Origin of the sequence: Stenotrophomonas sp. 22385, from assembly GCF_052045085.1 — a bacterium.
In the GTDB taxonomy this organism is placed as follows: domain Bacteria; phylum Pseudomonadota; class Gammaproteobacteria; order Xanthomonadales; family Xanthomonadaceae; genus Stenotrophomonas.
The window spans coordinates 913,527-933,288 of the sequence record NZ_JBQEOG010000001.1; the positions used below are offsets into that span (position 1 = coordinate 913,527).

The window sequence follows — 19,762 nt, forward strand, 5'->3', positions numbered from 1 at the left end:
CATCCGGCGCGCGCCGCCGCACGACCAACGGTCGTGCGCTACCGGGGTGCACATCCGGTCGGGTAGCGTCACGCACCTCACGGTAGGTGCCGACCGTTGGTCGGCACGCCTCGCAGGCGAAAGGCCTAGAATGTAGAAAGTACCTACTGAGGCTTCACCCCATGACGTCGATCCGCATCGCGATGGCCCAGTTCGATTTTCCGGTGGGCGCGGTCGCGCAGAACACCGACAACATCATCGCGATGATCGCCGAGGCGCGCGATGAGTTCGGCGCCGAACTGGTGGTGTTCCCCGAGCTGGCCATCAGCGGCTATCCACCCGAAGACCTGCTGTTGCGCCCGGGCTTCCTGTACGACTGCCAGCAGGCGCTCGCCCGCATTGCCGGAACCACCCACGGCATCACCGCCGTGGTTGGCTGGCCCGAGGCCACCGGTGCAGTGGTCTACAACGCGGCCAGCGTGCTGCGCGATGGCCGCGTACTGCACACCTACCGCAAGCGCGAACTGCCCAACTACGCGGTGTTCGATGAGCGCCGCTACTTCGACGTGGACCCGGACGGCGGCAGCTGCGTGTTCGAGCTGAAGGGCGTGCCGGTGGGCGTGCTGGTCTGCGAAGACCTGTGGTTCCCCGAGCCGCTGGCCGACACCGTGCGCCAGGGCGCCGAACTGGTGGTGGTGCCCAACGCCTCGCCGTACGAACGCGGCAAGCACGCCCAGCGCGATGCGCTGCTCGCCGAGCGCACCCGCGAAACCGGGGCGGCGCTGCTGTACGTCAACATGGTGGGCGGGCAGGATGCGCTTACCTTCGATGGCGCCTCGGTCGTGGCCGATGGCGATGGCACCGTGCACCCGGCCGCGGCCGCCTTTACCGACCAGTGGCTGGTGGTGGACTACGACGCCGAAAGCCGCCGCTTCCTGCCGCGCGAGTGGATGGACGATGGCGACGAAAGCATGGATGCGTTGGCCTGGCGCGCGGTGACCCGCGGCATCCGCGACTACTGCGGCAAGAACGGCTTCAAGAAGGTGTGGCTGGGCCTGTCCGGCGGCATCGACTCGGCGCTGGTGCTGGCGATGGCGGTGGATGCGCTGGGCGCGGACAACGTTACCGCGGTGCGGCTGCCCTCCCGCTACACGGCCGACATGTCCAACGACCTGGCCGCCGAGCAGTGCCGCACGCTGGGCGTGAAGCTCGAAGCGGTATCGATCGAGCCGGTATTCGAGGGCTTGATGACCGCGCTGGGGCCCATGTTCGAAGGGCAGCCGGCCGATGTCACCGAGGAAAACCTGCAGTCGCGCGCGCGCGGGGTGATCCTGATGGCCCTGTCCAACAAGTTCGGCGGGCTGCTGCTCACCACCGGCAACAAGAGCGAGTACGCGGTGGGTTACGCCACCATCTACGGCGACATGTGCGGTGGCTATGCGCCGCTGAAGGATCTGTACAAGACCGAGGTGTTCGGCCTGTCCAAGTGGCGAAACACGGTGGGCGGGGCGCCGGTGATTCCGCCGGCGGTGATCGCCCGGCCGCCGTCGGCCGAGCTGCGCGCCAACCAGACCGACCAGGATTCGTTGCCGGCCTACGACGTACTGGACGGCATCCTGTACCGCTACGTGGACCAGGAGCAGTCGCGCGAGGAGATCGTGGCGGCCGGTTACGCCCCCGAGGTGGTGGACCGCGTGCTGCGCCTGGTACGCACCAGTGAGTGGAAGCGCCACCAGGCAGCACCGGGTCCGAAGGTGTCGCGCCGCGCGTTCGGTCGCGAGCGCCGCTACCCGATCAGCAACGGCTACAAAGGCTGAACGCATCCACACATGGGGGGCGCGCATGCCGCGCTCCTGATGGCTTCATGAAAGTGGCGGCAATCGGCGAAAACTAGAGTGCGCGCCTGGTCGCCCCCGGTTTCTGCTGCATGCCCAACATCAACACCAAGATCCATACCTTCGCACAAGCGCTTTGGAACAAGCGCAACAACGTCTCGCTGTCGCCCAAGACACGGCTCAAACTCACCGAAATCGCCAATGTTGAGTTCGGTGGCAGTGCCAAGCACATATTCAACGGCAAAGCCGGTGGCGTCGCCCGGTTCGATGGTGATGGCGCCGGGCTGCGCAAGGCGATTGCGGGTGGGCTGATGAATGTACGTTCGCCGGTTCTGCGCAGGACAATGAGTCAGTGGCTTGAGCGACTGCCTGTTCCCGACCCGCATCCAGGTCATCGGTTCGAGCTCAAGGTCACACAGCGCATCGCAACGGCGCCGGATCGCACGTCCATCGTCAGCGCCTGGCTCGCGACGTCCCCGAACGGCGGCGCCGCGCAGCGAAAGGAGCTGCCGGCGGTTGAGATTCCGCCCGAGGACTACCAGACAACCCGGATTCCCGCCGCCGGGATTCCAGAGCCAGACTATGACGACGACGCGGAGGTCCTGATTCCGCCTGAGGACTATGACCATGAGCCATTCCGTCCAGAGCCCGAAGCACGTCAGCCCCGCGGCACGCAGGACGGGCCCTGCGTCCGATTCAATGACGTTGTGCTCGTCGTGCCCGCTGCGACGGCAGACGAAACGGAGATGTCGTCGGCGCCTGAACCGTCCCAACTGAGAGAGGCTTCCAAGTCAAAGCACGACATCCTGCTGTCTCAGTTTCTCGAGGAGATAGCGCAATCGCGCGAGGAAGGCAGGCCGCAGGGTGATTTCAGTCCGCAGGAGCTGGAAACGTTTGCGCACGCGGCGCTCCGCTCAAACGCCGTGTCCAAGCGGGCGAAAGACAAGATAAGGGATATCGTGGCCACCACAGCTGCGGTGCCCACCGCCACGCGGCTTGAGCGGCTGATCACACGCTAGGGGCTGAGCGAAACGAGAAAGCGCATCCATGGGCAACGAATAAAGTCCGGGTGCCATCCCCTGGAGTCTTTTCCATGCGTATCACGCCTCCCGACCTTCGCCCCGTTGATCTGACGCGTATTGCCGTCAGCGCGCCCCCATCACGCGCCTTTCGCGACGCCCCCAGGCCCGTATTTGTCATCAATGACCCGGGGCTTCAGGCCGGAGCGCCGATGCCGACTGAGCGCGTCATAGGGCGTTTCCAGATCACCGCCGCCGATTTGCGCCAAGTCGATCCCGTGCCGGACCATGCCTGTGTCTTGCCGGCCGTTGATGGGCGTCGCGTGGCCATTGCTGCATGGTCTACTGAAATGAATGCCAATGGCCGCATCACGCCCGTGCCTACGCGAAGGGCGGATGGCCCGTGAGCAGCCAGCCATCCGCGTGCCGACCCACGGTCGGCACCTACCGTGCAATGAAAAAAGGATCCCGCAAGAGACCCTTCTTCTTTATCTGGTTCGCGCGGGTATCAGCGGCGATTCATGGTGGCGTTGCAATGGCCACAAGGGCTGAGCGAAATGCTAAAGCGTCTAAGCGGGAGTTGGTAGATGCTTGGATGATTTCCTAGGAGCGTTCCACATGATTATTTCACCTCCCGCTCTCCGAGCCATCGAACCCAACCGCGCTACGGCGATCGAAAATAGCCGCGCTGCGGCGGATATGCGTATAGCTGGTTTCCAGCCGGCCGGAAACCATCCGACGATGTTGTCACTGCGGAATGTGGTGTCACACCATCCGGCCCAAGAACCGCAGCCGGTCATCCCCCCAGTCGACTATGAAGTCGGTCGCCCGGATAACACCGGTGCCCGTAACACCGCGCAGATCACGCAGCGATGCATCCAGCGCAACCTGCAGTTGGTGGACTGTACGATGGGCCGCTTCAATCTCTCACCGGCGGCCGGCATCACCCTGCGGGAGGCAGAGCCGGCACCGGACTATTCAGGTGCCCGTATCGCCGGCGCGCCGTAAATCAAAAGGGTCCCGCAAGGGACCCTTTTTCTGTTTCAGCACCGCGCTGGTATCAGCGGCGGTTCATCGTGGCGTTGCGCTGGCCGGTGCTGGCGGATTTCTCACCGGCGAACGGGTTCAGCTTGCGCACCATCCACGGGTACTTCGGCCAGTTCCCCTGCAGCCACGGGTGCTCGGGCTGGTTCAGCTCCAGCACGCGGCGGGCGTCATCGGCCAGGGTCTTGTTGCCCAGGTGGGTGTAGGCCTCGCCCAGGGCGGCCACGGCGTCGTACTGGAACGCGCTCTGCGGGTAGGTATCCAGCAGGTAGTTGGCGCGGCCGGCGGCGGACACATAGGCCTCGCGGCGCAGGTAGTACAGCGCATTGTCCAGTTCATGCTGGGCGAACACGTCGCGCAGCTCCAGCATGCGGCTGCGTGCATCGGCAGCGTAGCGGCTGTTGGGGTAACGCTCGACCACGATGTTGAAGTCGGCGTAGGCCTGGCGCGGGGTGGACAGGTCGCGGCGGCTCGGGTCCAGCGACCACACGCGACGCAGGAACACCGTGTTGCGGTTGCTGTTGGCCAGGCCACGCAGGTAGTACATGTAGGCGATGTTGCGGTGGGTCGGGTAGGTACGGATGAAGCGGTCGATGCTCGACACCGCGTCATCGTGCTTGCCGGCCTTGTACTGGGCGTAGGCGGTCTCGATCATCGCCTGCTCGGTGTACGGGCCATACGGGTACTGGGCGATCAGGCGGCGGAAAGTGGTTTCGGCGCCACTCCAGTTGCCCTTCTGCATCAGGCCGTGGCTCTTGTCGTAGATCGTTTCGACGGGCTGGCCTTCTTCCGGGTTGTCACCCTTGGCGCCACGGTGGCAGCCGGTGGAAACGAGGGCCAGGACCAGCATCAGGGCCGCGGTGCGGACGGGCGCGGACAGCAGGGAAGAGCGTCGGATCATGGGGTCAGGGCGGGACGCGGCTGGAATACGAAGGGTCGATGATAGCCTAGTGGCCTGTCCTGCGACTGAAAGTGGTCGCCGGGACCCCCAATTTGTCTTCCTGCGGTGTGCTTCCCATGTCCGATAACGCTTCTGAAACCGAATCCACCCGTCAGGCCGTCGTGCCCGATACCGCCGCCGGGCGGCGCTTTGACGCCGTGCTGGCCGACCTGTTCCCCGAATTCTCGCGCTCCAGGCTGAGCGAGTGGATCAAGTCCGGGGATGTGTTGCTGGATGGCGAACCCGTGCGCGGGCGCGACCCGGTCCGCGGCGGTGAGGTGGCCAGCCTGCATGTCGTGCTCGACACCCAGACCCACGCCGAGCCCGAAGACATCCCGCTGGACATCCTGTACGAGGATGAACACGTTTATGTGATCAACAAGCCGGTCGGCCTGGTGGTCCACCCCGGCGCGGGCAACCCCACCGGCACCCTGGTCAACGCACTGCTGTTCCGCGACCCGGGCCTGTCGGTGCTGCCGCGTGCGGGCATCGTGCACCGCCTGGACAAGGACACCAGCGGCGTCATGGTGGTGGCCCGCACGGTCCAGGCGCAGACCGCGCTGGTGGAACAGCTGGCCGCGCGCAACGTGCACCGCCAGTACCTGGCAGTGGTGGTGGGCGCGCTGGTTTCCGGCGGTACCGCCGATGCGCCGATCGACCGCCACCCGCGCGACCGCATCCGCATGGCGGTGCGCGAAGATGGCAAGGACGCGGTGACCCATTACCGCCTGCGTGAGCGCTTCCGTGCCCATACGGCGCTGGAATGCCGCCTGGAAACCGGGCGTACCCACCAGATCCGCGTGCACATGGCGCACCTCAAGCACGCCATCGTGGGCGATTCGCTGTACGGCGGCGCGCTGAAGCTGCCCAAGGGGGCCACCGACGAGCTGGTGGCGCAGCTGCGCGGCTTCAAGCGCCAGGCGCTGCATGCCGAAACGCTGGAATTCGCGCACCCGATCACCGGAGAGCCGATCCGCAACACGGCCCCATTGCCGGCCGACATGGTGGCGCTGCTGGACGCGCTGCGCGAAGACACCCAGCGCTTCACCGAGCTGGAACGCGGTCGCCGCTGATGGCTACGCCCCCGGCTTCCGTTGCGTCGCACGACGCGCCGCTGCCGGTGCTGGCCGCCGACTGGGCGGCCGCGCCGGGGGTGCATGCGCTGACCACCCTGCGCTACGGCGCAGGGGGCTCGAAGGCGCCGTTCGACCAGTTCAACATGGGCAACCGCACCGCCGCCGACGGCGACGACCCGGACCAGGTGGCGCGCAACCGCGCGCTGCTGCAGGCCGGGCTGGGCCTGCCCTCGGCACCGCACTGGCTGCGCCAGGTGCATGGCACGGCGGTGCTGCGCTTCGATGCGCCACCCGTGGCCAGTGGCATGGATGCCGAACCCACCGCCGATGCGGCGGTGACCTCGGTGCCCGGGGTGGTGCTGGCGATCCTGACCGCCGACTGCCTCCCGGTGGTGCTGGCCGCACGCGATGGCAGCGAGATCGGGGCCGCCCATGCGGGCTGGCGGGGGTTGGCTGACGGCATGCTCGAGGCCACGATCGCGACCATGCACACCGCGCCCGACCGGTTGCAGGCATGGCTGGGGCCGGCGGCGGGGCCGGCCGAGTACGAAATCGGCGCGGACGTCTTCGCCGCGTTCGTGGACCTCGACGCCGGGGCGGCGCAGGCGTTCGTGGCTACCCGCCCGGGGCATTGGAAGGTGGATCTGTATGCCCTGGCCCGGCGGCGGCTGGTGGCGGCCGGGGTGGAGCCGGGCGCGATCAGTGGCGGGCAGCTGAGCACGATTGCCGAGCCGGGGAGGTTCTATTCGCATCGGCGGGATCGACGGACGGGGCGGATGGCGACGTTGGCCTGGTTGGCGCCGCATTTCGCAGCCACGCAGGGCGTGGCTGTACGCCAATGAGCGCGCCGTCGGTGATTGTGTTCGATGGCGTCTGCGCGCTGTGCAGCCGCTGGGTGCGGTTCCTGCTGCGGTTTGATCGGCGGGGGCGGTACCGGTTCGCGGCGATGCAGGGGGTGCACGGGCGCGCGCTGTTGCAGCAGCATGGGCTGGATCCGGATGACCCGCTGTCGTTCCTGCTGGTGGAGCAGGGCCGCGCGTGGAGCGATACCGATGCCATCGCGCGGGTACTGGCCGGGTTGGGTGGGGCGTGGAGGGCCGCACACCTGTTGCGGTTGGTGCCGCGTAGTTGGCGCGATCGTGCGTATCGCGCGCTGGCCCGCAACCGATACCGGTGGTTTGGCCGGCATGAGCGGTGTTTCCTGCCCACGCCGGCCCAGGCGGCGCGCTTCCTCGATTGATGCCCCGCCCCCACGCCCTGCGCGGCGTCGCGATCTCAGCGCAGAACGCGGTACTCGATCCGCCGGTTACGATCCCGCCCACTGTCCAACCGGTTGTCGGCCACCGGATGTTCTTCCCCATACCCACGCGGCTTCAAGGCGCTGGCCGGCACGCCCAGCGCCTGCAGTTCGGCCACCACCACACCCGCGCGTTGCCGGCTCAGCTCGAGGTTGGTTTCGGCCGCGCCCAGGCTGTCGGTATGGCCACCCACTTCCAGACGGATACCCGGCCCTGCGGCCCGGATCGCCTGCGCGCTGGCCCGCAGCATGTCGCGGCCGTCCGCCCGCAGCACTGACGACTTGTGCTCGAAACCTACCTTGCCCTGGTTCAACGCCGCCACCAGCTCATGCGGTTCGGGGTTGGCCGGCAGCTGTGCCAGCGCAATGCGGCCGGCGTCCCACAGCCCGCTCACGTCCAGGTGACCGAACGCGCGGCGCAGGGTATCGGACACCGCGATGCGATCCTCTTCGGGAACCCGGGTCATGTCCACGTGCAGTGCATCGCCGTTAAAGGAGAGCGAAAGCCCGGGATGGCGCAGCACCGGGGCCAGGGTAACCAGCCGGTCCAGCCAGCGCGGGGCCTGCGCCTGCGGGTCGCGCAGGATGTCGCCGGTGACGCCGCGCTGTCCGTACTGGGCCACCAGCGCGCTCCACACCCGTCGCCGGTCCGACTCCCTTGGCAGCCGCCCACGGACGTCGATCACGCCGTCGTTGTTCATCAGCGACAACCGCGGTGGGTGCTGCTGCTCGGCGTAGGCCGGTGCACCGGTGGTACCCACCCGGGTCTTCTGATGGATCCAGCCGGTCAGGCACAGCAGCGCGCCGGCCACCATCACCCACAGCAGCCCACGCACCGCCGTGCCGCGCGCCAGGCGCAGGGAAGGGCTGCGCACCGCGATGTGCGGCGTGAGCTCGGGCGCCCGGGTGTTGCGGGCGTCCTGCTCCAGCACCTCCAGCAGGCCCGGGAGCAGGTCGCAGGCAACCACTGCGAACATACCGGTGGGGAACGCGGCGCGCCGTGCCAGCACGGCCAGCTCTTCACGCCCCACCACGCATTCCAGCTGGCTCGCCAGCAACCGGGAAGGGCGCTCATCACCGGGGAAACGGCTGCCGAGTCCCACGGCATCGAAGCGACGGCGCAGGCCATGGACGCCGCCCGGCAGGCCGCGTATGTAATCGACCAGCACGTGCACCAGGTTGCGCGCGCGGTGGCCCAGGCCCATGTGCAGGGCGGTGTCTTCGATGAAGCGATCCAGCAGTGACATCAATCCGATTCCCGGTTCCAGCCCCTGCGGCATGCACGGGCGTTGCGGGAGCCACTGTCGGAACGGCCTGTCAACGAGAAATGAAAGTTGCCCGGGCTCCAGGTTGCGATTGGGCAGCGGATTCCGACGATTTAGGAGGACTATCGGAACGATGCGGCGCCGCTATCGGGCTGCGGTCGCCGGAAGTGCAGAAAGCGACATACTCCTAAACCGAGCGCATCACGGCGGATGATGCGCAGGGGGTGTCTGATACTGGGTCAAAAACGTCAGTCTGCTGGCCCCGAAACGTGTCGTAATCAGCCGCCTTCGAGCGCTTCCAGATAGGTCTGCCGCCAATGGTTGATGTCGTGCGTGCGCAGGTGATCCATCATTGCCTGCCAGCGATCCAGCCGCTTGCGCAGCGGCATGGTGGCGGCAGTGGCGATCGCATCGGCCACGCCATCCAGGTCATGCGGGTTCACCAGCAGCGCCTGCTTCATTTCGTCGGCTGCGCCAGCCAGCAGTGACAGCACCAGCACGCCGGGGTTTTCCGGGTCCTGCGAGGCCACGTACTCCTTGGCCACCAGGTTCATGCCATCGCGCAGCGGGGTGACCAGGCCTACGGCGGCGGCGCGGTAGAAGCCGGTCAGGGTGGCGTGGGCAAAGTTCTGGTTCACGTAGCGCAGCGGGGTCCAGTCCGGTTCGGCAAACCCGCCGTTGATGTGCCCGGCAATCTGTTCCAGCTGGCTTCGCAGTTGCCGGTACTCGGTGACATCCCCACGCGACACCGGGGCGATCTGCAGGTAGGTGAGGCTGCCGCGCTGGTCGGGGTGGCGCTGGAGGTAGCGTTCGAACCCCTGGAAGCGTTCGGGCAGGCCCTTGGAGTAGTCAAGCCGGTCCACCCCGATGGCCAGCTGGCGGTCGCGCAGGCTGTTGCGCAGGTCGCGCACGGCCGGTTTGTTGGCGCCGGCCTTGGCCTGGCGTTCGATATGTGCGGTATCGATGCCGATCGGGAACGCGGCGGCGCGGAAGCGGCGCCCGCCGGGGGCTTCAAGCATGCCGTCGGGCAGCACCTTGCCGCCGGCGAACAAGCGGACATAGGACTGGAAGCGGTCGGCGTCGCGCTGGGTCTGGAAGCCCACCAGGTCGTAAGCGTACAGGCTGGAGAACAGCCGCAGGTGGTCGGGCATGGCCTGCAGCAGGTCGGCCGAGGGCATCGGAACATGCAGGAAGAAGCCGATGCGGCAGCCGATACCCCGCTCGCGCAGCAGCGATGCAAGCGGAATCAGATGGTAGTCGTGAATCCACACGATGTCGTCTTCGCGCAGCAGCGGTGCCAGCTTCTCGGCAAACAGCGCGTTGACCCGGCGGTAGGTCTCGCGGGTCTGGCGGTCGTAGTCCACCAGGTCGAGGCGGAAGTGCAGCAGCGGCCACAGGGTGCGGTTGGCAAAGCCGTTGTAGTACCCGTCGACATCACGCTTGTTCAGATCCATGGTGACGTAGCGGATGTCACCCTCGGCCTGCTCGTGCAGGTCCCCGCTCGGGTCGCGGACCGACTTGCCACTCCAGCCAAACCACAGCCCGCCGCGTTCCTTCAGCGCGGCCAGCAGGCCCACCGCCAACCCACCGGGCGCGGCAACGCCCGGCGCGGCCACGCGGTTGGAAACGACGACAAGGCGACTCATGAGGCCTCCTGCCAGCTGCGTGACAGCCGCATGGCGGCGGTCACCAGGCCCACGTGCGAATAGGTCTGCGGGAAATTGCCCCAGGCCTCACCGTTGTCAAAGGCGAGGTCTTCGGAAAGCAGGCCCAGGTGGTTGCGGCGTTCCAGCAGCATCTCGAACATCTCGCGTGCTTCGTCCAGCCGACCGATCGCGGCCAGCGCGTCGATGTACCAGAACGTGCAGATGGTGAAGCTGGTTTCCGGCTCGCCGAAATCATCGGGAGCCACGTAGCGGTACAGCGCATTGCCGTGCTTGAGGTCACGGCCGATGGCTTCGACGGTGGCGATGAAGCGCGCATCGTCGGCGGCGATGAAGCCGATGTCGGCCAGCAGCAGCAGCGAGGCATCCAGGCGGTGGCCGCCGTAGGTGTCGGTGAAGTGGCCCAGCTCATCGCTCCACGATTCGCGCAGGATGCGGGCGTGGATGGTGTTGGCACGGTCGCGCCAGTATTCGGCGCGGTGGTCGAGCTTCAGGCGCACGGCGATCTTGCACAGGCGGTCGCAGGCGGCCCAGCACATCGCGCTGGTGTATGTGTGCACTTCGGTGCGGCCGCGGAACTCCCAGAGGCCGGCGTCAGGCACGTCGTGCAGGGCGAAGGCCTGCTCACCCAGCGGCTCCAGCCGTGCAAAGGTATGGGCGTCGCCGGGGTCCTGCAGGCGGCGGTCGAAGAACAGCTGCGTGGACGCCAGCACCACGCTGCCGTACACATCGTGCTGGCGCTGCACCCAGGCCAGGTTGCCGCGCCGCACCGGTCCCATGCCGCGGTAGCCATCCAGCGAGGCCACTTCGCTTTCTTCCAGTTTGGCTTCGAAGCCGATGCCGTACAGCGGCTGCAGGCTGCCATCGCCGGTGGCGAGGTTGAAGATGTAGCCCAGGAACTGCTCCATGGTGCGGGTGGCGCCCAGGCGGTTGAGGGCGCGCACCACGAAGGCGGCATCGCGCAGCCAGCAATAGCGGTAATCCCAGTTGCGGATGCTGCCCGGTGCCTCGGGAATGGATGTGGTCATGGCGGCGATGATGGCGCCGCTGTCTTCGTACTGGCACAGCTTGAGGGTAATGGCGCTGCGGATCACAGCGTCCTGCCATTCCAGTGGAATGGACAGGTAGCGCACCCATTCGCGCCAGTAGTCGCGCGTGCGCTGGAACGATTCCTGGACGTAGCCGCTGAGCGAGCGGTTCAGCGATTCGTCCACCCCCAGCACCAGATGGACCGGATGGCTGAGCACGAACGGCAGCTCATCGCGGACGAAGCGCAACGGTACGTCGGTGGTCAGGCGCAGCACATGGTCCGGCAGCACCCAGCGGATGTGGTTGCTGCCCCAGGTGCAATCGGGCACGCGTGCGCCCCAGTCGGCCAGAGGGCGTGCGCGCACGATGATGCGTGGGTTTCCGCCCAGCGGGCGCACCTGCCGGATCAGGCTGACGGGCCGGTAGAAGCGATCGTTCTGGCGCCAGCGCGGAGCAAAGTCGATGATCTCCAGCGAGCCTCCGTGCTTGTCGTGCAGCACGGTGCGCAGGATGGCGGTGTTGGTCAGGTAGCTCTGTTCGCTGCTGACCATGTCCTCCAGTTCGATGGCGAAATCGCCGCCAATCTGCTGATTGGGTCGCAGCAGCGCACAGAAGGTCGGGTCGCCGTCGAAAGTGGGCAGGCAGCTCCACACGACGCGGGCATTGCGGTCAATCAACGCGCCGAAGCTTCCGTTGCCGACAACGCCAAGATCCAGGTTGGAATCACTCATGGGGGTGGGGTTCTCTGGGTACATCAGTAAGCGTTTTCCTGTAGCCAGCCGTGTACGTCACGCACACGCGGCAGGGCGAAGACCGCAGCGCTGGGCTCGCGCTCGCCGACCAGCACGCTCCAGCCATGCAGGGTGTTGGCGGCATCGAAGCCATACTCGTCGGTCAGGTCGTCACCCAGGAATACCGGGATGCGGCCGCGGAAGGGCAGCTGCTGCATGAGCTGGCGGATCGCGCGGCCCTTGTCGCTGCCTTCGGGGATGAATTCCATTACATGGTTGCCGGGCTGCAGGCGGTAACCGGCATTGCCGCCGATATGGCGTTCGGCGAAGGCGCGCACGTCCTGCGCGGCGTGAGGTGCGCCGCGCCAATGCAGCGCCAGGCTGCGGCCCTTGTCCTCCACCCGCACCCCGGGATGGCCATGCGCGAACCGCATGGCCTGCTGGTGCACCGCGTGCAGCCATTCGCTTGTATCGCTTTCGACGCCGCTGCCGGAGTGGCCATCCACGGCGTGGGTCTGCCCGCCCAGGCCACGTACCTGATGGCCGTGCAGCCCGGCGGCCGGCAGGTGCAACGGCGCGAACAGGCGGTCGAGCTGGGCCAGCGGTCGCCCACTGATCAGCGCGACCGCGCCTTCCAGCCGGTCGCTGATGCGGCCGATGGCCTCGCGTACCTCGGGCAGCAGGGTGACCGCTTCGGGGTCGTCGGCAAATTCAATGAGGGTGCCATCCACGTCCAGGAACAGCGCGCATGCATCGTCCAGAAGTGGCGGCGGCGGACGGAGGGGGTAGTCGTTGGCCATGATGCCAACATGCCACCCAAAGCGTGATCGTCCAGTAGACGATCACGCCAGGGGAATCGCGTTGACGGCCCACGCCGGCGCATGGCACGCCACGGCGGCGGGGGGCGAGCGCCCGCGCATGAATTGAAACGAAATGGATGCTGATCAGAAGGTATACCGAACGCGTCCGTAGAAGTATGCGCCATTGCTCCCGACCGGCGACAACACGTCATACGGCAGGTTGCCGTAGTAATAGATGTCCTCGTTGGACAGGTCCGAGTAGTTGTCGGTCAGGTTCTGCCCACCCAGCGCCACGCTCCACTGCGGCGTGATGCGGTACTCCACCTCGGCATCCAGCTGCCACTCTGCGCCGTAGGTCTGCCGCGGCACGAACCCATCGCCGAAGTTGAACACCCGGGTCACGCTGCCATAACGACTCAGCCGGCTGCTCAGCGTCCAACGATCATTGGCCCAGGTTGCCGCCAGCTGCGCACGCGTACGCGGCGTGGCATCGGTCAGGGTGTTGGTCTCTTCCAGGCCGAACAACACATAGTCCGGATCGAGCGCCAACAGGCTCGCCGGCGTGGCCAACACGTTCTTCAGCGTGGTCTTGTTGTAGGCATAGGTGCCGGTCAACACCAGCTGCCCATCACCCAGTCCCTGCCGCCAGTTGGTTACCAGTTCGGCACCGCGCGTGCGCGTATCGGCGGCGTTGACGAAGAAGTTGGCGCTCTGCAGCCCCGCCACGCCGAACTGCTGCTGCACGTAGTCGGTGAGCGCATCGCCGGTGATGCTTTCCGACAGCGCGATGCGGTCATCAATATCGATCTGGTAGAAGTCCAGGGACAGGTCGAAGTGGTCACCGATGCGGCTGGTGAAGCCCAGGCTGGTGTTGACCGACTTCTCCGGCTTCAGGTCGGTGGCACCCAGCCCGCGTGCGATCGGGTTGTTCACCGACAGCGTGCGGCCCTGCACCAGCTGGCCGGCGGCGTTGTAGCCGGTGGAGGTGGATTCATAGCCGATCTGCGCCAGCGAGGGTGCGCGGAAGTTGTTGGAAATCGCGCCACGCAGCGCGAACGCCGGGGAGAACTCATAGCGCAGGCCCAGCTTGCCGGTGAGCTCGCCGCCGTAATCGTCGCTGTGCTCGTAGCGTGCGGCCAGGTCGCTGGAGAGGTGTTCGCCGAACTGGCTGGACAGGCTGGCATACACGCTGGTCACATCGCGGGTAAGCGAGGTGGCGTCCTGCGGGGTCAGGCCGCCGCCGGCCTGCGAGCCGGTCGGGCGGTCGGTGTAGGGGCCGGCGGCGTAGCTGGCCGGGTCACCCGGGCGGGTCTGGAAGTGGTCGCGGCGCGCTTCCAGTCCCAGGCCCAGGCTGTGGCTGTTCTCGCCCTGGGTGAACACCCGGCCCAGGTCGAAATTGCCTACGGTCAGTTCATTGCGGTAATCGCCAGTCTTGAACCGGGTCGGGCTGCCCGGGCCGAGCGAGGCATTGAGCGAATTGCGCAGGCGGTAGGTGAAGTCATTGAAGCCATGATCCAGGCTGGCGTCGTAGTTCCACTCGCCCCACTGGCCCTTGGCACCGGCCACGGCCTGCACGTCGCGGTTCTCGCCTACGGAAATGGGGCGGTAGCCGTTGGGGTACAGCTCGGTCCAGTTGGCGTCGCTGTCGGGGTAGCGGAAGTAGTTGGCGCCTTCGCTGTCGCGCTGGTTGAAGGTGCTGAAGAAATAGAACTTCGAGGTTTCACCGAACGGCAGTTCGGTGTTGATCCAGGCGTTGAGGTCCTTGGTCTTGCCATCGCCGAGTACGTAGTTGCGCCGGCCCTGCAGGGCCAGGTTGGCATCGCTCTGGTCCCACGGCGGGATCTGGTCGAAGCCGGCGCGGTTGGTGCCTTCGCGGTTCTTCAGCTCCAGGCCCACGCGCAGGAAGCCGCCGTCCTCGCCCAGCCGGGTGCCGACCTTGGCGCTGGCGAAGCTGGTCTGGCCATCGGTGATCGTGCGGTCGATCGGCTCAAGGTCGGTGTGGTTGGCGCCGAAGCTGGCTTCGATGGCGCCGCCTTCCGGGGCGTCATCCAGGATCACGTTGATCACACCGGCCACGGCATCGGAACCATACAGTGCACCGGCGCCGTCGCGAAGTACTTCGATTCGCTTGATGGCGCTGACCGGGATGGCGTTGAAATCAACCGGGGTGGTGCCCTTGCCGATCTTGCTGTCGGTGTTCACCAGCGCACTGGTGTGGCGGCGCTTGCCGTTCACCAGCACCAGCACCTGGTCGGGCGACAGCCCGCGCAGCTGGGCGGCGCGCACGTGGTCGGCACCGCCGGAGTTGGACTGGCGCGGGAAGTTGAACGAGGGCAGCAGCGCCTGCAGCGCGCTGCCCAGCTCGCCGTTGACCACGCCAGCGCGGCGGATGTCTTCGGCGGTGAGTATGTCCACCGGCGAGGTCGATTCGAGCACGGTGCGGTCGATCGCGCGGGTGCCGGTGACGATCACCGTGTCCAGCGTGGTGGCGGAGGCGGGCGCGTCCTGCGCGTGGAGGTCCTGGGCCAGCAGGGGGGAAGACAGGACCAGGGCAATGGCAAGGCCAAGGCGCGACGCGGACGGACGGGACATGCGGGCTCCAGCAGTACGACGAGGGGGGAGGGTAGCGCCGGGTCCTGCCCGGCTGTCCGGATGAAGTGCTGTTCCATCCGGATGAAGCGATATATTATCTTGGCGTGATGGCGCCCTGTGATGCAAGTCCCAATACGAACGGGCATCAGCTGATTGCCGTTGGGCATCTGCGCAGCCGCGCAATGTCCGTCACCCTTGCAAGCCCCCCCAATTCCCGACGTAGCGACACGCCATGCGTGTCCCACGCAACATCAGAGACCCCCAGAACATGAAGCCCCATTCCCTCCTGCTGGCTGCCTTCCTCGCCCTCAGCGGCTGCGCCACCGCAACCGCGCCAGTCACGGGCCAGCCCGCGCCGACCACCACCACGGCCAGCCTCCAGGGTGATGCCGCCCGCCCGGACGCTGCGGCCGGCTGGGTGCGCAGCGAGCTCTACTTCGGGGTCGGCGAGGAAAGCGGTGCCTCCAACCGCGAGCAGACCGATGCGATCAGCGAGGCGCAGTGGCGCGACTTCCTGGACAAGCAGGTCACCCCGCGCTTCCCGGATGGGCTGACCGTGTTCGATGCCTACGGCCAGTGGCTGTTCCGCGGTGCAAAGGAACCCAACCGCCTGCGCACCAAGGTGCTGGTGGTGCTGCACGAAAACACCCCGCAGCGGCGCGCGGACATCGAGGCGATCCGCCTGGCGTGGAAGCAGGCCACCAAACACCAGTCGGTGCTGTGGGCGCAGCAGGCGGTCGACGTTTCGTTCTGACGGCATACCGACCAACGGTCGGTACCTACCTTCGTATGAATCGGCGCGCATTCGCACGCCGGTGTCACCTGCGCGGGTCTAGGCTCGGACTTCCCCCTTGAACGTGGAAGTACCGTCATGAGCAAGCGCGTTGCCGAAATCGTCGTCGATACCCTTCAGGCCGCCGGTGTGCGCCATTGCTACGGCATCGTCGGCGACACCCTCAACCATGTCACCGATGCCATCCACAACAGCGATATCGCGTGGGTGCACGTGCGCCATGAGGAGGCGGCCGCGTTCGCGGCAGGGGCCGATTCGCTGATCAGCGGCCGCCTTGCGGCGTGTGCAGGCTCGTGTGGACCGGGGGGGCTGCATTTCATCAACGGCATCTTCGAGGCCAACCGCAACCGCACCCCGCTGGTGCTGATCGCCAGCCAGGTGGTCACCACCGAGCTGGGCATGGAATTCCCGCAGGAGGTGGATTTCAAGGCGGTGTACGCCAGCTGCAGCGTATTCTGCGAACAGGTGTCCACGCCGCTGCAGGCGCGGCGGATGGCGACGCTGGCGTGCCAGGCGGCGATCAGCCGGCGCGGTGTGGCGGTGCTGATCCTGCCTGCGGATATTGCCGAAGCGGAGGTCAAGGACGACCAGCCGTTCTCGGTCCACTACACGCAGCCGCTGCTGCGCCCGAACGACGACGAACTGCAACGCATCGCGGCGCTGATCGGCACGGGCAAGCGCATTGGCATCTACGCCGGCGCGGGCTGCGAGCATGCACATGACGCGCTGGTGGCGCTGGCCGCCCACCTGAAGGCGCCAATCGCGCATACCTCCCGGGCCAAGGATTTCGTGGAGTACGACAACCCGTACAACATGGGCATGACCGGCATCTTCGGGATCGAATCCGGTTACCACACCCTGATGGCATGCGACACGCTGCTGCTGCTCGGTGCTGATTTCGCCTGGGGCCAGTACTACCCGGACAAGGCGACGCTGATCCAGGTCGACCGGGATGGCAGCCATCTGGGCAGGCGCCACCCGGTACACCTTGGCGTGGTGGGCGACATCGGGCCGACCATCGAGGCCCTGTTGCCGCTGCTGCCCGCGCGGGACGACCGCAGCTTCCTTGACGAATGCATCGGCCATCGCGAGAAGGCCCTGGAGACCCGCGCCAGGGAGGAGCACCCGGGCGAGGGCGAACTGATCCACCCCCAGCACCTCACGGCGCTGCTGGACCGCCATGCAGATGACGATGCGCTGTTCACGGCCGACTGCGGTTCGCCGATGGTGTGGATCCTGCGCCACATCCGCGCCAATGGCCGGCGCCGCACGCTGACCAGCCTGCTGCATGGCACGATGGCCAATGCGCTGCCGCAGGCCCTGGGCCTGCAGAAGGCGTTTCCGGGCCGGCAGGTGATCTCCATGTCCGGCGATGGGGGAATCGCGATGCTGCTCGGCGAGCTGCTCACCGCCGTGCAGGAAAACCTGCCGATCAAGGTGGTGGTCTACAACAACAGTTCGCTGAACTTCGTGGAGCTGGAGCAGAAGGTGCAGGGCCTGCTGGACAACTACACCGACCTGAAGAACCCCGATTTCGGCCGTCTGGCCGAGGTGATCGGCTTCTATGGCCGCACCGTGACCCGCAGCGAGGACCTGGAGCAGGCGGTGCAGGATGTGCTGGCCCACCCGGGCCCGGCGCTGCTGGACGTGCATACCAGCCCGACCGAGCTGGTGATGCCGCCGCAGGTGGAGGCCAAGCAGGTGGCCGGCACTGCGCTGTACGCGGCCAAGGCGCTGCTGCACGGGCGGGTGGGGGATGTGCGGGACCTGTTGGCGAACAATTTCCTCAACAAGCCGTAGGCCGTCACGACCAACGGTCGTGACCTACCGCACGGGTCGGTACCGACCGCGCCGGTAGGTACCGACCGTTGGTCGGTACGGGGCGTGCCCCGCTGTTCCACGCATGCGTCTGTCGCCGGGCGCAATGAACGCCTACCATCGGGTACCCCACACCCCGTGCCCGCTCGCATGCCTGCATCCGCTCCCGTCCCTGGACGCCCCCGCTGGTTCGTCGCCGGCGATCTCAACGGTTTCTTCGGCCTGGTGGTCGACAACCTGTCGATCCTCGGCTTCATCGCAATGGCGCTGGTCGGCATTTTCCAGTTCCCGGCCGACGTGGTGTTCGGGCGCATGTTCCCCGGCACCGCGTTCGGTGTGCTGGTCGGCAACGTGCTCTACACCTGGATGGCGCGGCGGCTGGCCGTGCGCACCGGGCGCGATGATGTCACCGCGATGCCGCTTGGCCTGGATGCGCCGACCAGCATCGGCATGGCGCTGCTGGTGCTGGGTCCGGCGTTCCTGGCGTTCAAGGCGCAGGGGCTGGCCCCGCACGATGCGGCCATCGCCACCTGGCAGCTGGGCATGGCCTCGCTGGTGATCATGGGCGTGCTCAAGACCGTGCTGTCGTTCTTCGGCGAGGCGGTCACCCGCGCGCTGCCGCGGGCCTCGCTGCTGGGCTCCATCGCCGGCATCGCGATCGTGCTGATGGGCTTCCTGCCGCTGCTGGAAACCCTGCGCTCGCCGGTGGTGGGCTTCGTCACGCTGGGCCTGCTGCTGTACGTGCTGGTGGCCAAGCGCACGCTGCCCATCCGTGCACCGGGCGTGCTGGTGGCGTTCGTGTTCGGCACGGTGCTGTATTACGGGCTCGGCCTGGCCGGGTTGGGCGCGCCCGGCTTCAAGGTACCGGAATGGACCCCGCTGCAGATGGTGCTGCCATGGCCGACGCTGGGCTTCATCGATGGCCTGCCCACGGCGATCACCTACCTGCCGCTGCTGCTGCCGTTCGGCCTGCTGATGGTGGTGGGCGGCATCAACGTCTCCGAAAGCGCACGTGCGGCCGGCGATGACTACCGCACGCGCGACATCCTGCTGGTGGAGGCGGTGGCCACGCTGGTGGCCGGCCTGTGCGGCGGCGTGGCGCAGACCACGCCGTACATCGGCCAGCCGGCGTACAAGCACATGGGGGCGCGCAGCGGCTATACGCTGCTGACCGGCCTGTTCGTCGGTATCGGCGGCATGCTGGGGGTGATTTCCGGGCTGGTGCAGTGGCTGCCGTTGGCGGTACTGGCGCCGATCATCGTGTACGTGGCCATCGACATCACCACCCAGGCGTTCCAGGCCACCCCGCGCGAGCATGCCGGCGCGATGGTGCTGGGCTTCCTGCCATCAGTGGCCTACCTGCTGGCGATCAAGGCACCGGGCTGGATCGCGCCGGAGCAGCTGGTGGCGATGACCACCACGCTCGATGGCCACGGCTTGCCGGAACTGGCGGTGATCTTCACGCTGGGCAATGGCTTCATCATCACCTCGATGCTGTGGATTGCCGCCGTGGTGGCGATGATCGACGGGCGGCTGCTGCGTGCGTCGGGGATCCTGCTGGTGGCGGCGGCGCTGACCCTGTTCGGGCTGATCCATTCGGTGGACCCGCGCGGCGGCATCTATCTGCCGTGGCAGCTGGTCGGCCTGCCGCAGCAGATCATGTGGCAGTTCGCGGGCGCGTATGTGGCGTTGGCGGCGTTGTTGGGGTTGTTGTCCCTGCAGAAGAGCGATCACGACCAACGGTCGTGATCTACCGGGCAGGCACATCGAAGGCAATCGCACCATGGCCAACGGCCGCGGGCAATCGCACCATGGCCAACGGCCGCGGGCAATCGCACCATGGCCAACGGCCACGGGCAATCGCACCATGGCCAACGGCC

The 19,762-nt window shown here is 66.9% G+C and carries 16 protein-coding genes; 10 read left to right on the plus strand and 6 right to left on the minus strand.

Features of this window, described 5'->3' with window-relative positions; genetic code table 11:
• Positions 1–161 precede the first annotated feature (161 nt).
• From ACTJI4_RS03915 to ACTJI4_RS03930, 4 genes are all read left to right on the plus strand, one after another.
• Positions 162–1,796, plus strand: a complete 1,635-nt coding sequence (locus tag ACTJI4_RS03915; protein ID WP_440868566.1) for an NAD+ synthase — start codon at positions 162–164, stop codon at positions 1,794–1,796.
• Between the two features lie 110 nt (positions 1,797–1,906).
• Positions 1,907–2,833 (plus strand): hypothetical protein, encoded by a 927-nt coding sequence (locus tag ACTJI4_RS03920; protein WP_440868567.1) that lies wholly within the window; start codon positions 1,907–1,909, stop codon positions 2,831–2,833.
• A gap of 74 nt (positions 2,834–2,907) precedes the next feature.
• Positions 2,908–3,240 carry a hypothetical protein gene (locus ACTJI4_RS03925; RefSeq protein ID WP_440868568.1) on the plus strand — a complete coding sequence of 111 codons (333 nt, stop codon included), beginning with the start codon at positions 2,908–2,910 and terminating at the stop codon, positions 3,238–3,240.
• Positions 3,241–3,451: 211 nt separating this feature from the next.
• Positions 3,452–3,841, plus strand: coding sequence for a hypothetical protein (locus ACTJI4_RS03930; protein ID WP_440868569.1), 390 nt, complete (start codon positions 3,452–3,454; stop codon positions 3,839–3,841).
• Between the two features lie 52 nt (positions 3,842–3,893).
• On the opposite strand, the gene ACTJI4_RS03935 is transcribed toward ACTJI4_RS03930, so the two are convergent.
• Positions 3,894–4,778: an outer membrane protein assembly factor BamD gene (locus tag ACTJI4_RS03935; protein ID WP_392920936.1), complete on the minus strand. Its 885-nt coding sequence runs from the start codon at positions 4,776–4,778 to the stop codon at positions 3,894–3,896.
• Between the two features lie 116 nt (positions 4,779–4,894).
• On the opposite strand from ACTJI4_RS03935, the gene rluD reads away from it, so the two are divergent.
• From rluD to ACTJI4_RS03950, 3 genes are read left to right on the plus strand one after another with little or no spacing between them, the layout of a single operon-like run.
• Positions 4,895–5,890, plus strand: a complete 996-nt coding sequence (gene rluD, locus ACTJI4_RS03940) for a 23S rRNA pseudouridine(1911/1915/1917) synthase RluD (protein ID WP_392920934.1) — start codon at positions 4,895–4,897, stop codon at positions 5,888–5,890.
• The gene (pgeF, locus tag ACTJI4_RS03945; protein ID WP_440868570.1) at positions 5,890–6,735 is read left to right on the plus strand and encodes a peptidoglycan editing factor PgeF; all 846 of its coding nucleotides are present in this window, start codon (positions 5,890–5,892) and stop codon (positions 6,733–6,735) included. The genes rluD and pgeF overlap by 1 nt, the downstream gene beginning before the upstream one ends.
• Entirely contained in the window at positions 6,732–7,133 is a 402-nt protein-coding gene (locus ACTJI4_RS03950; protein WP_440868571.1) for a thiol-disulfide oxidoreductase DCC family protein, read from the plus strand. The genes pgeF and ACTJI4_RS03950 overlap by 4 nt, the downstream gene beginning before the upstream one ends.
• Positions 7,134–7,168: 35 nt before the next feature.
• Here the strand turns inward: ACTJI4_RS03950 and ACTJI4_RS03955 are convergent, their stop codons facing one another.
• The 5 genes from ACTJI4_RS03955 to ACTJI4_RS03975 all read right to left on the minus strand — a co-directional run bounded on the left by ACTJI4_RS03955 (position 7,169) and on the right by ACTJI4_RS03975 (position 15,271).
• A complete protein-coding gene (locus tag ACTJI4_RS03955) occupies positions 7,169–8,437 on the minus strand; it encodes an OmpA family protein (RefSeq protein WP_392920926.1) in 1,269 nt (422 codons plus the stop codon).
• A gap of 296 nt (positions 8,438–8,733) precedes the next feature.
• Positions 8,734–10,101 (minus strand): alpha,alpha-trehalose-phosphate synthase (UDP-forming), encoded by a 1,368-nt coding sequence (gene otsA / locus ACTJI4_RS03960; RefSeq protein WP_392920923.1) that lies wholly within the window; start codon positions 10,099–10,101, stop codon positions 8,734–8,736.
• Positions 10,098–11,879, minus strand: a complete 1,782-nt coding sequence (locus tag ACTJI4_RS03965; protein ID WP_392920920.1) for a glycoside hydrolase family 15 protein — start codon at positions 11,877–11,879, stop codon at positions 10,098–10,100. Before ACTJI4_RS03965 ends, otsA begins: the two co-directional genes overlap by 4 nt.
• 23 nt (positions 11,880–11,902) lie before the next feature.
• On the minus strand, positions 11,903–12,679 hold the full coding sequence (gene otsB, locus ACTJI4_RS03970; RefSeq protein WP_440868572.1) for a trehalose-phosphatase: 777 nt from the start codon (positions 12,677–12,679) through the stop codon (positions 11,903–11,905).
• 144 nt (positions 12,680–12,823) lie between these two features.
• Positions 12,824–15,271 (minus strand): TonB-dependent receptor plug domain-containing protein, encoded by a 2,448-nt coding sequence (locus ACTJI4_RS03975; protein ID WP_440868573.1) that lies wholly within the window; start codon positions 15,269–15,271, stop codon positions 12,824–12,826.
• Positions 15,272–15,539: 268 nt separating this feature from the next.
• On the opposite strand from ACTJI4_RS03975, the gene ACTJI4_RS03980 reads away from it, so the two are divergent.
• From ACTJI4_RS03980 to ACTJI4_RS03990, 3 genes are all read left to right on the plus strand, one after another.
• Positions 15,540–16,025, plus strand: a complete 486-nt coding sequence (locus ACTJI4_RS03980; protein WP_392920910.1) for a DUF3574 domain-containing protein — start codon at positions 15,540–15,542, stop codon at positions 16,023–16,025.
• A gap of 117 nt (positions 16,026–16,142) precedes the next feature.
• Complete coding sequence (locus ACTJI4_RS03985; protein ID WP_392920907.1) at positions 16,143–17,864, plus strand: thiamine pyrophosphate-dependent enzyme; 1,722 nt, start codon at positions 16,143–16,145, stop codon at positions 17,862–17,864.
• A 168-nt stretch (positions 17,865–18,032) separates the two neighbouring features.
• Positions 18,033–19,631 carry a hypothetical protein gene (locus tag ACTJI4_RS03990; RefSeq protein ID WP_440868574.1) on the plus strand — a complete coding sequence of 533 codons (1,599 nt, stop codon included), beginning with the start codon at positions 18,033–18,035 and terminating at the stop codon, positions 19,629–19,631.
• Positions 19,632–19,762: the final 131 nt, after the last annotated feature.

What these genes read in the sequence shown, in the direction of transcription:
- ACTJI4_RS03915 (WP_440868566.1), top strand. Translation starts at nt 162, where the DNA reads ATGACGTCGATCCGCATCGCGATGGCCCAGTTCGATTTTCCGGTGGGC.
- ACTJI4_RS03920 (WP_440868567.1), top strand. Translation starts at nt 1,907, where the DNA reads ATGCCCAACATCAACACCAAGATCCATACCTTCGCACAAGCGCTTTGG.
- ACTJI4_RS03925 (WP_440868568.1), top strand. Translation starts at nt 2,908, where the DNA reads ATGCGTATCACGCCTCCCGACCTTCGCCCCGTTGATCTGACGCGTATT.
- ACTJI4_RS03930 (WP_440868569.1), top strand. Translation starts at nt 3,452, where the DNA reads ATGATTATTTCACCTCCCGCTCTCCGAGCCATCGAACCCAACCGCGCT.
- ACTJI4_RS03935 (WP_392920936.1), bottom strand. Translation starts at nt 4,778, where the DNA reads ATGATCCGACGCTCTTCCCTGCTGTCCGCGCCCGTCCGCACCGCGGCC.
- rluD (WP_392920934.1), top strand. Translation starts at nt 4,895, where the DNA reads ATGTCCGATAACGCTTCTGAAACCGAATCCACCCGTCAGGCCGTCGTG.
- pgeF (WP_440868570.1), top strand. Translation starts at nt 5,890, where the DNA reads ATGGCTACGCCCCCGGCTTCCGTTGCGTCGCACGACGCGCCGCTGCCG.
- ACTJI4_RS03950 (WP_440868571.1), top strand. Translation starts at nt 6,732, where the DNA reads ATGAGCGCGCCGTCGGTGATTGTGTTCGATGGCGTCTGCGCGCTGTGC.
- ACTJI4_RS03955 (WP_392920926.1), bottom strand. Translation starts at nt 8,437, where the DNA reads ATGTCACTGCTGGATCGCTTCATCGAAGACACCGCCCTGCACATGGGC.
- otsA (WP_392920923.1), bottom strand. Translation starts at nt 10,101, where the DNA reads ATGAGTCGCCTTGTCGTCGTTTCCAACCGCGTGGCCGCGCCGGGCGTT.
- ACTJI4_RS03965 (WP_392920920.1), bottom strand. Translation starts at nt 11,879, where the DNA reads ATGAGTGATTCCAACCTGGATCTTGGCGTTGTCGGCAACGGAAGCTTC.
- otsB (WP_440868572.1), bottom strand. Translation starts at nt 12,679, where the DNA reads ATGGCCAACGACTACCCCCTCCGTCCGCCGCCGCCACTTCTGGACGAT.
- ACTJI4_RS03975 (WP_440868573.1), bottom strand. Translation starts at nt 15,271, where the DNA reads ATGTCCCGTCCGTCCGCGTCGCGCCTTGGCCTTGCCATTGCCCTGGTC.
- ACTJI4_RS03980 (WP_392920910.1), top strand. Translation starts at nt 15,540, where the DNA reads ATGAAGCCCCATTCCCTCCTGCTGGCTGCCTTCCTCGCCCTCAGCGGC.
- ACTJI4_RS03985 (WP_392920907.1), top strand. Translation starts at nt 16,143, where the DNA reads ATGAGCAAGCGCGTTGCCGAAATCGTCGTCGATACCCTTCAGGCCGCC.
- ACTJI4_RS03990 (WP_440868574.1), top strand. Translation starts at nt 18,033, where the DNA reads ATGCCTGCATCCGCTCCCGTCCCTGGACGCCCCCGCTGGTTCGTCGCC.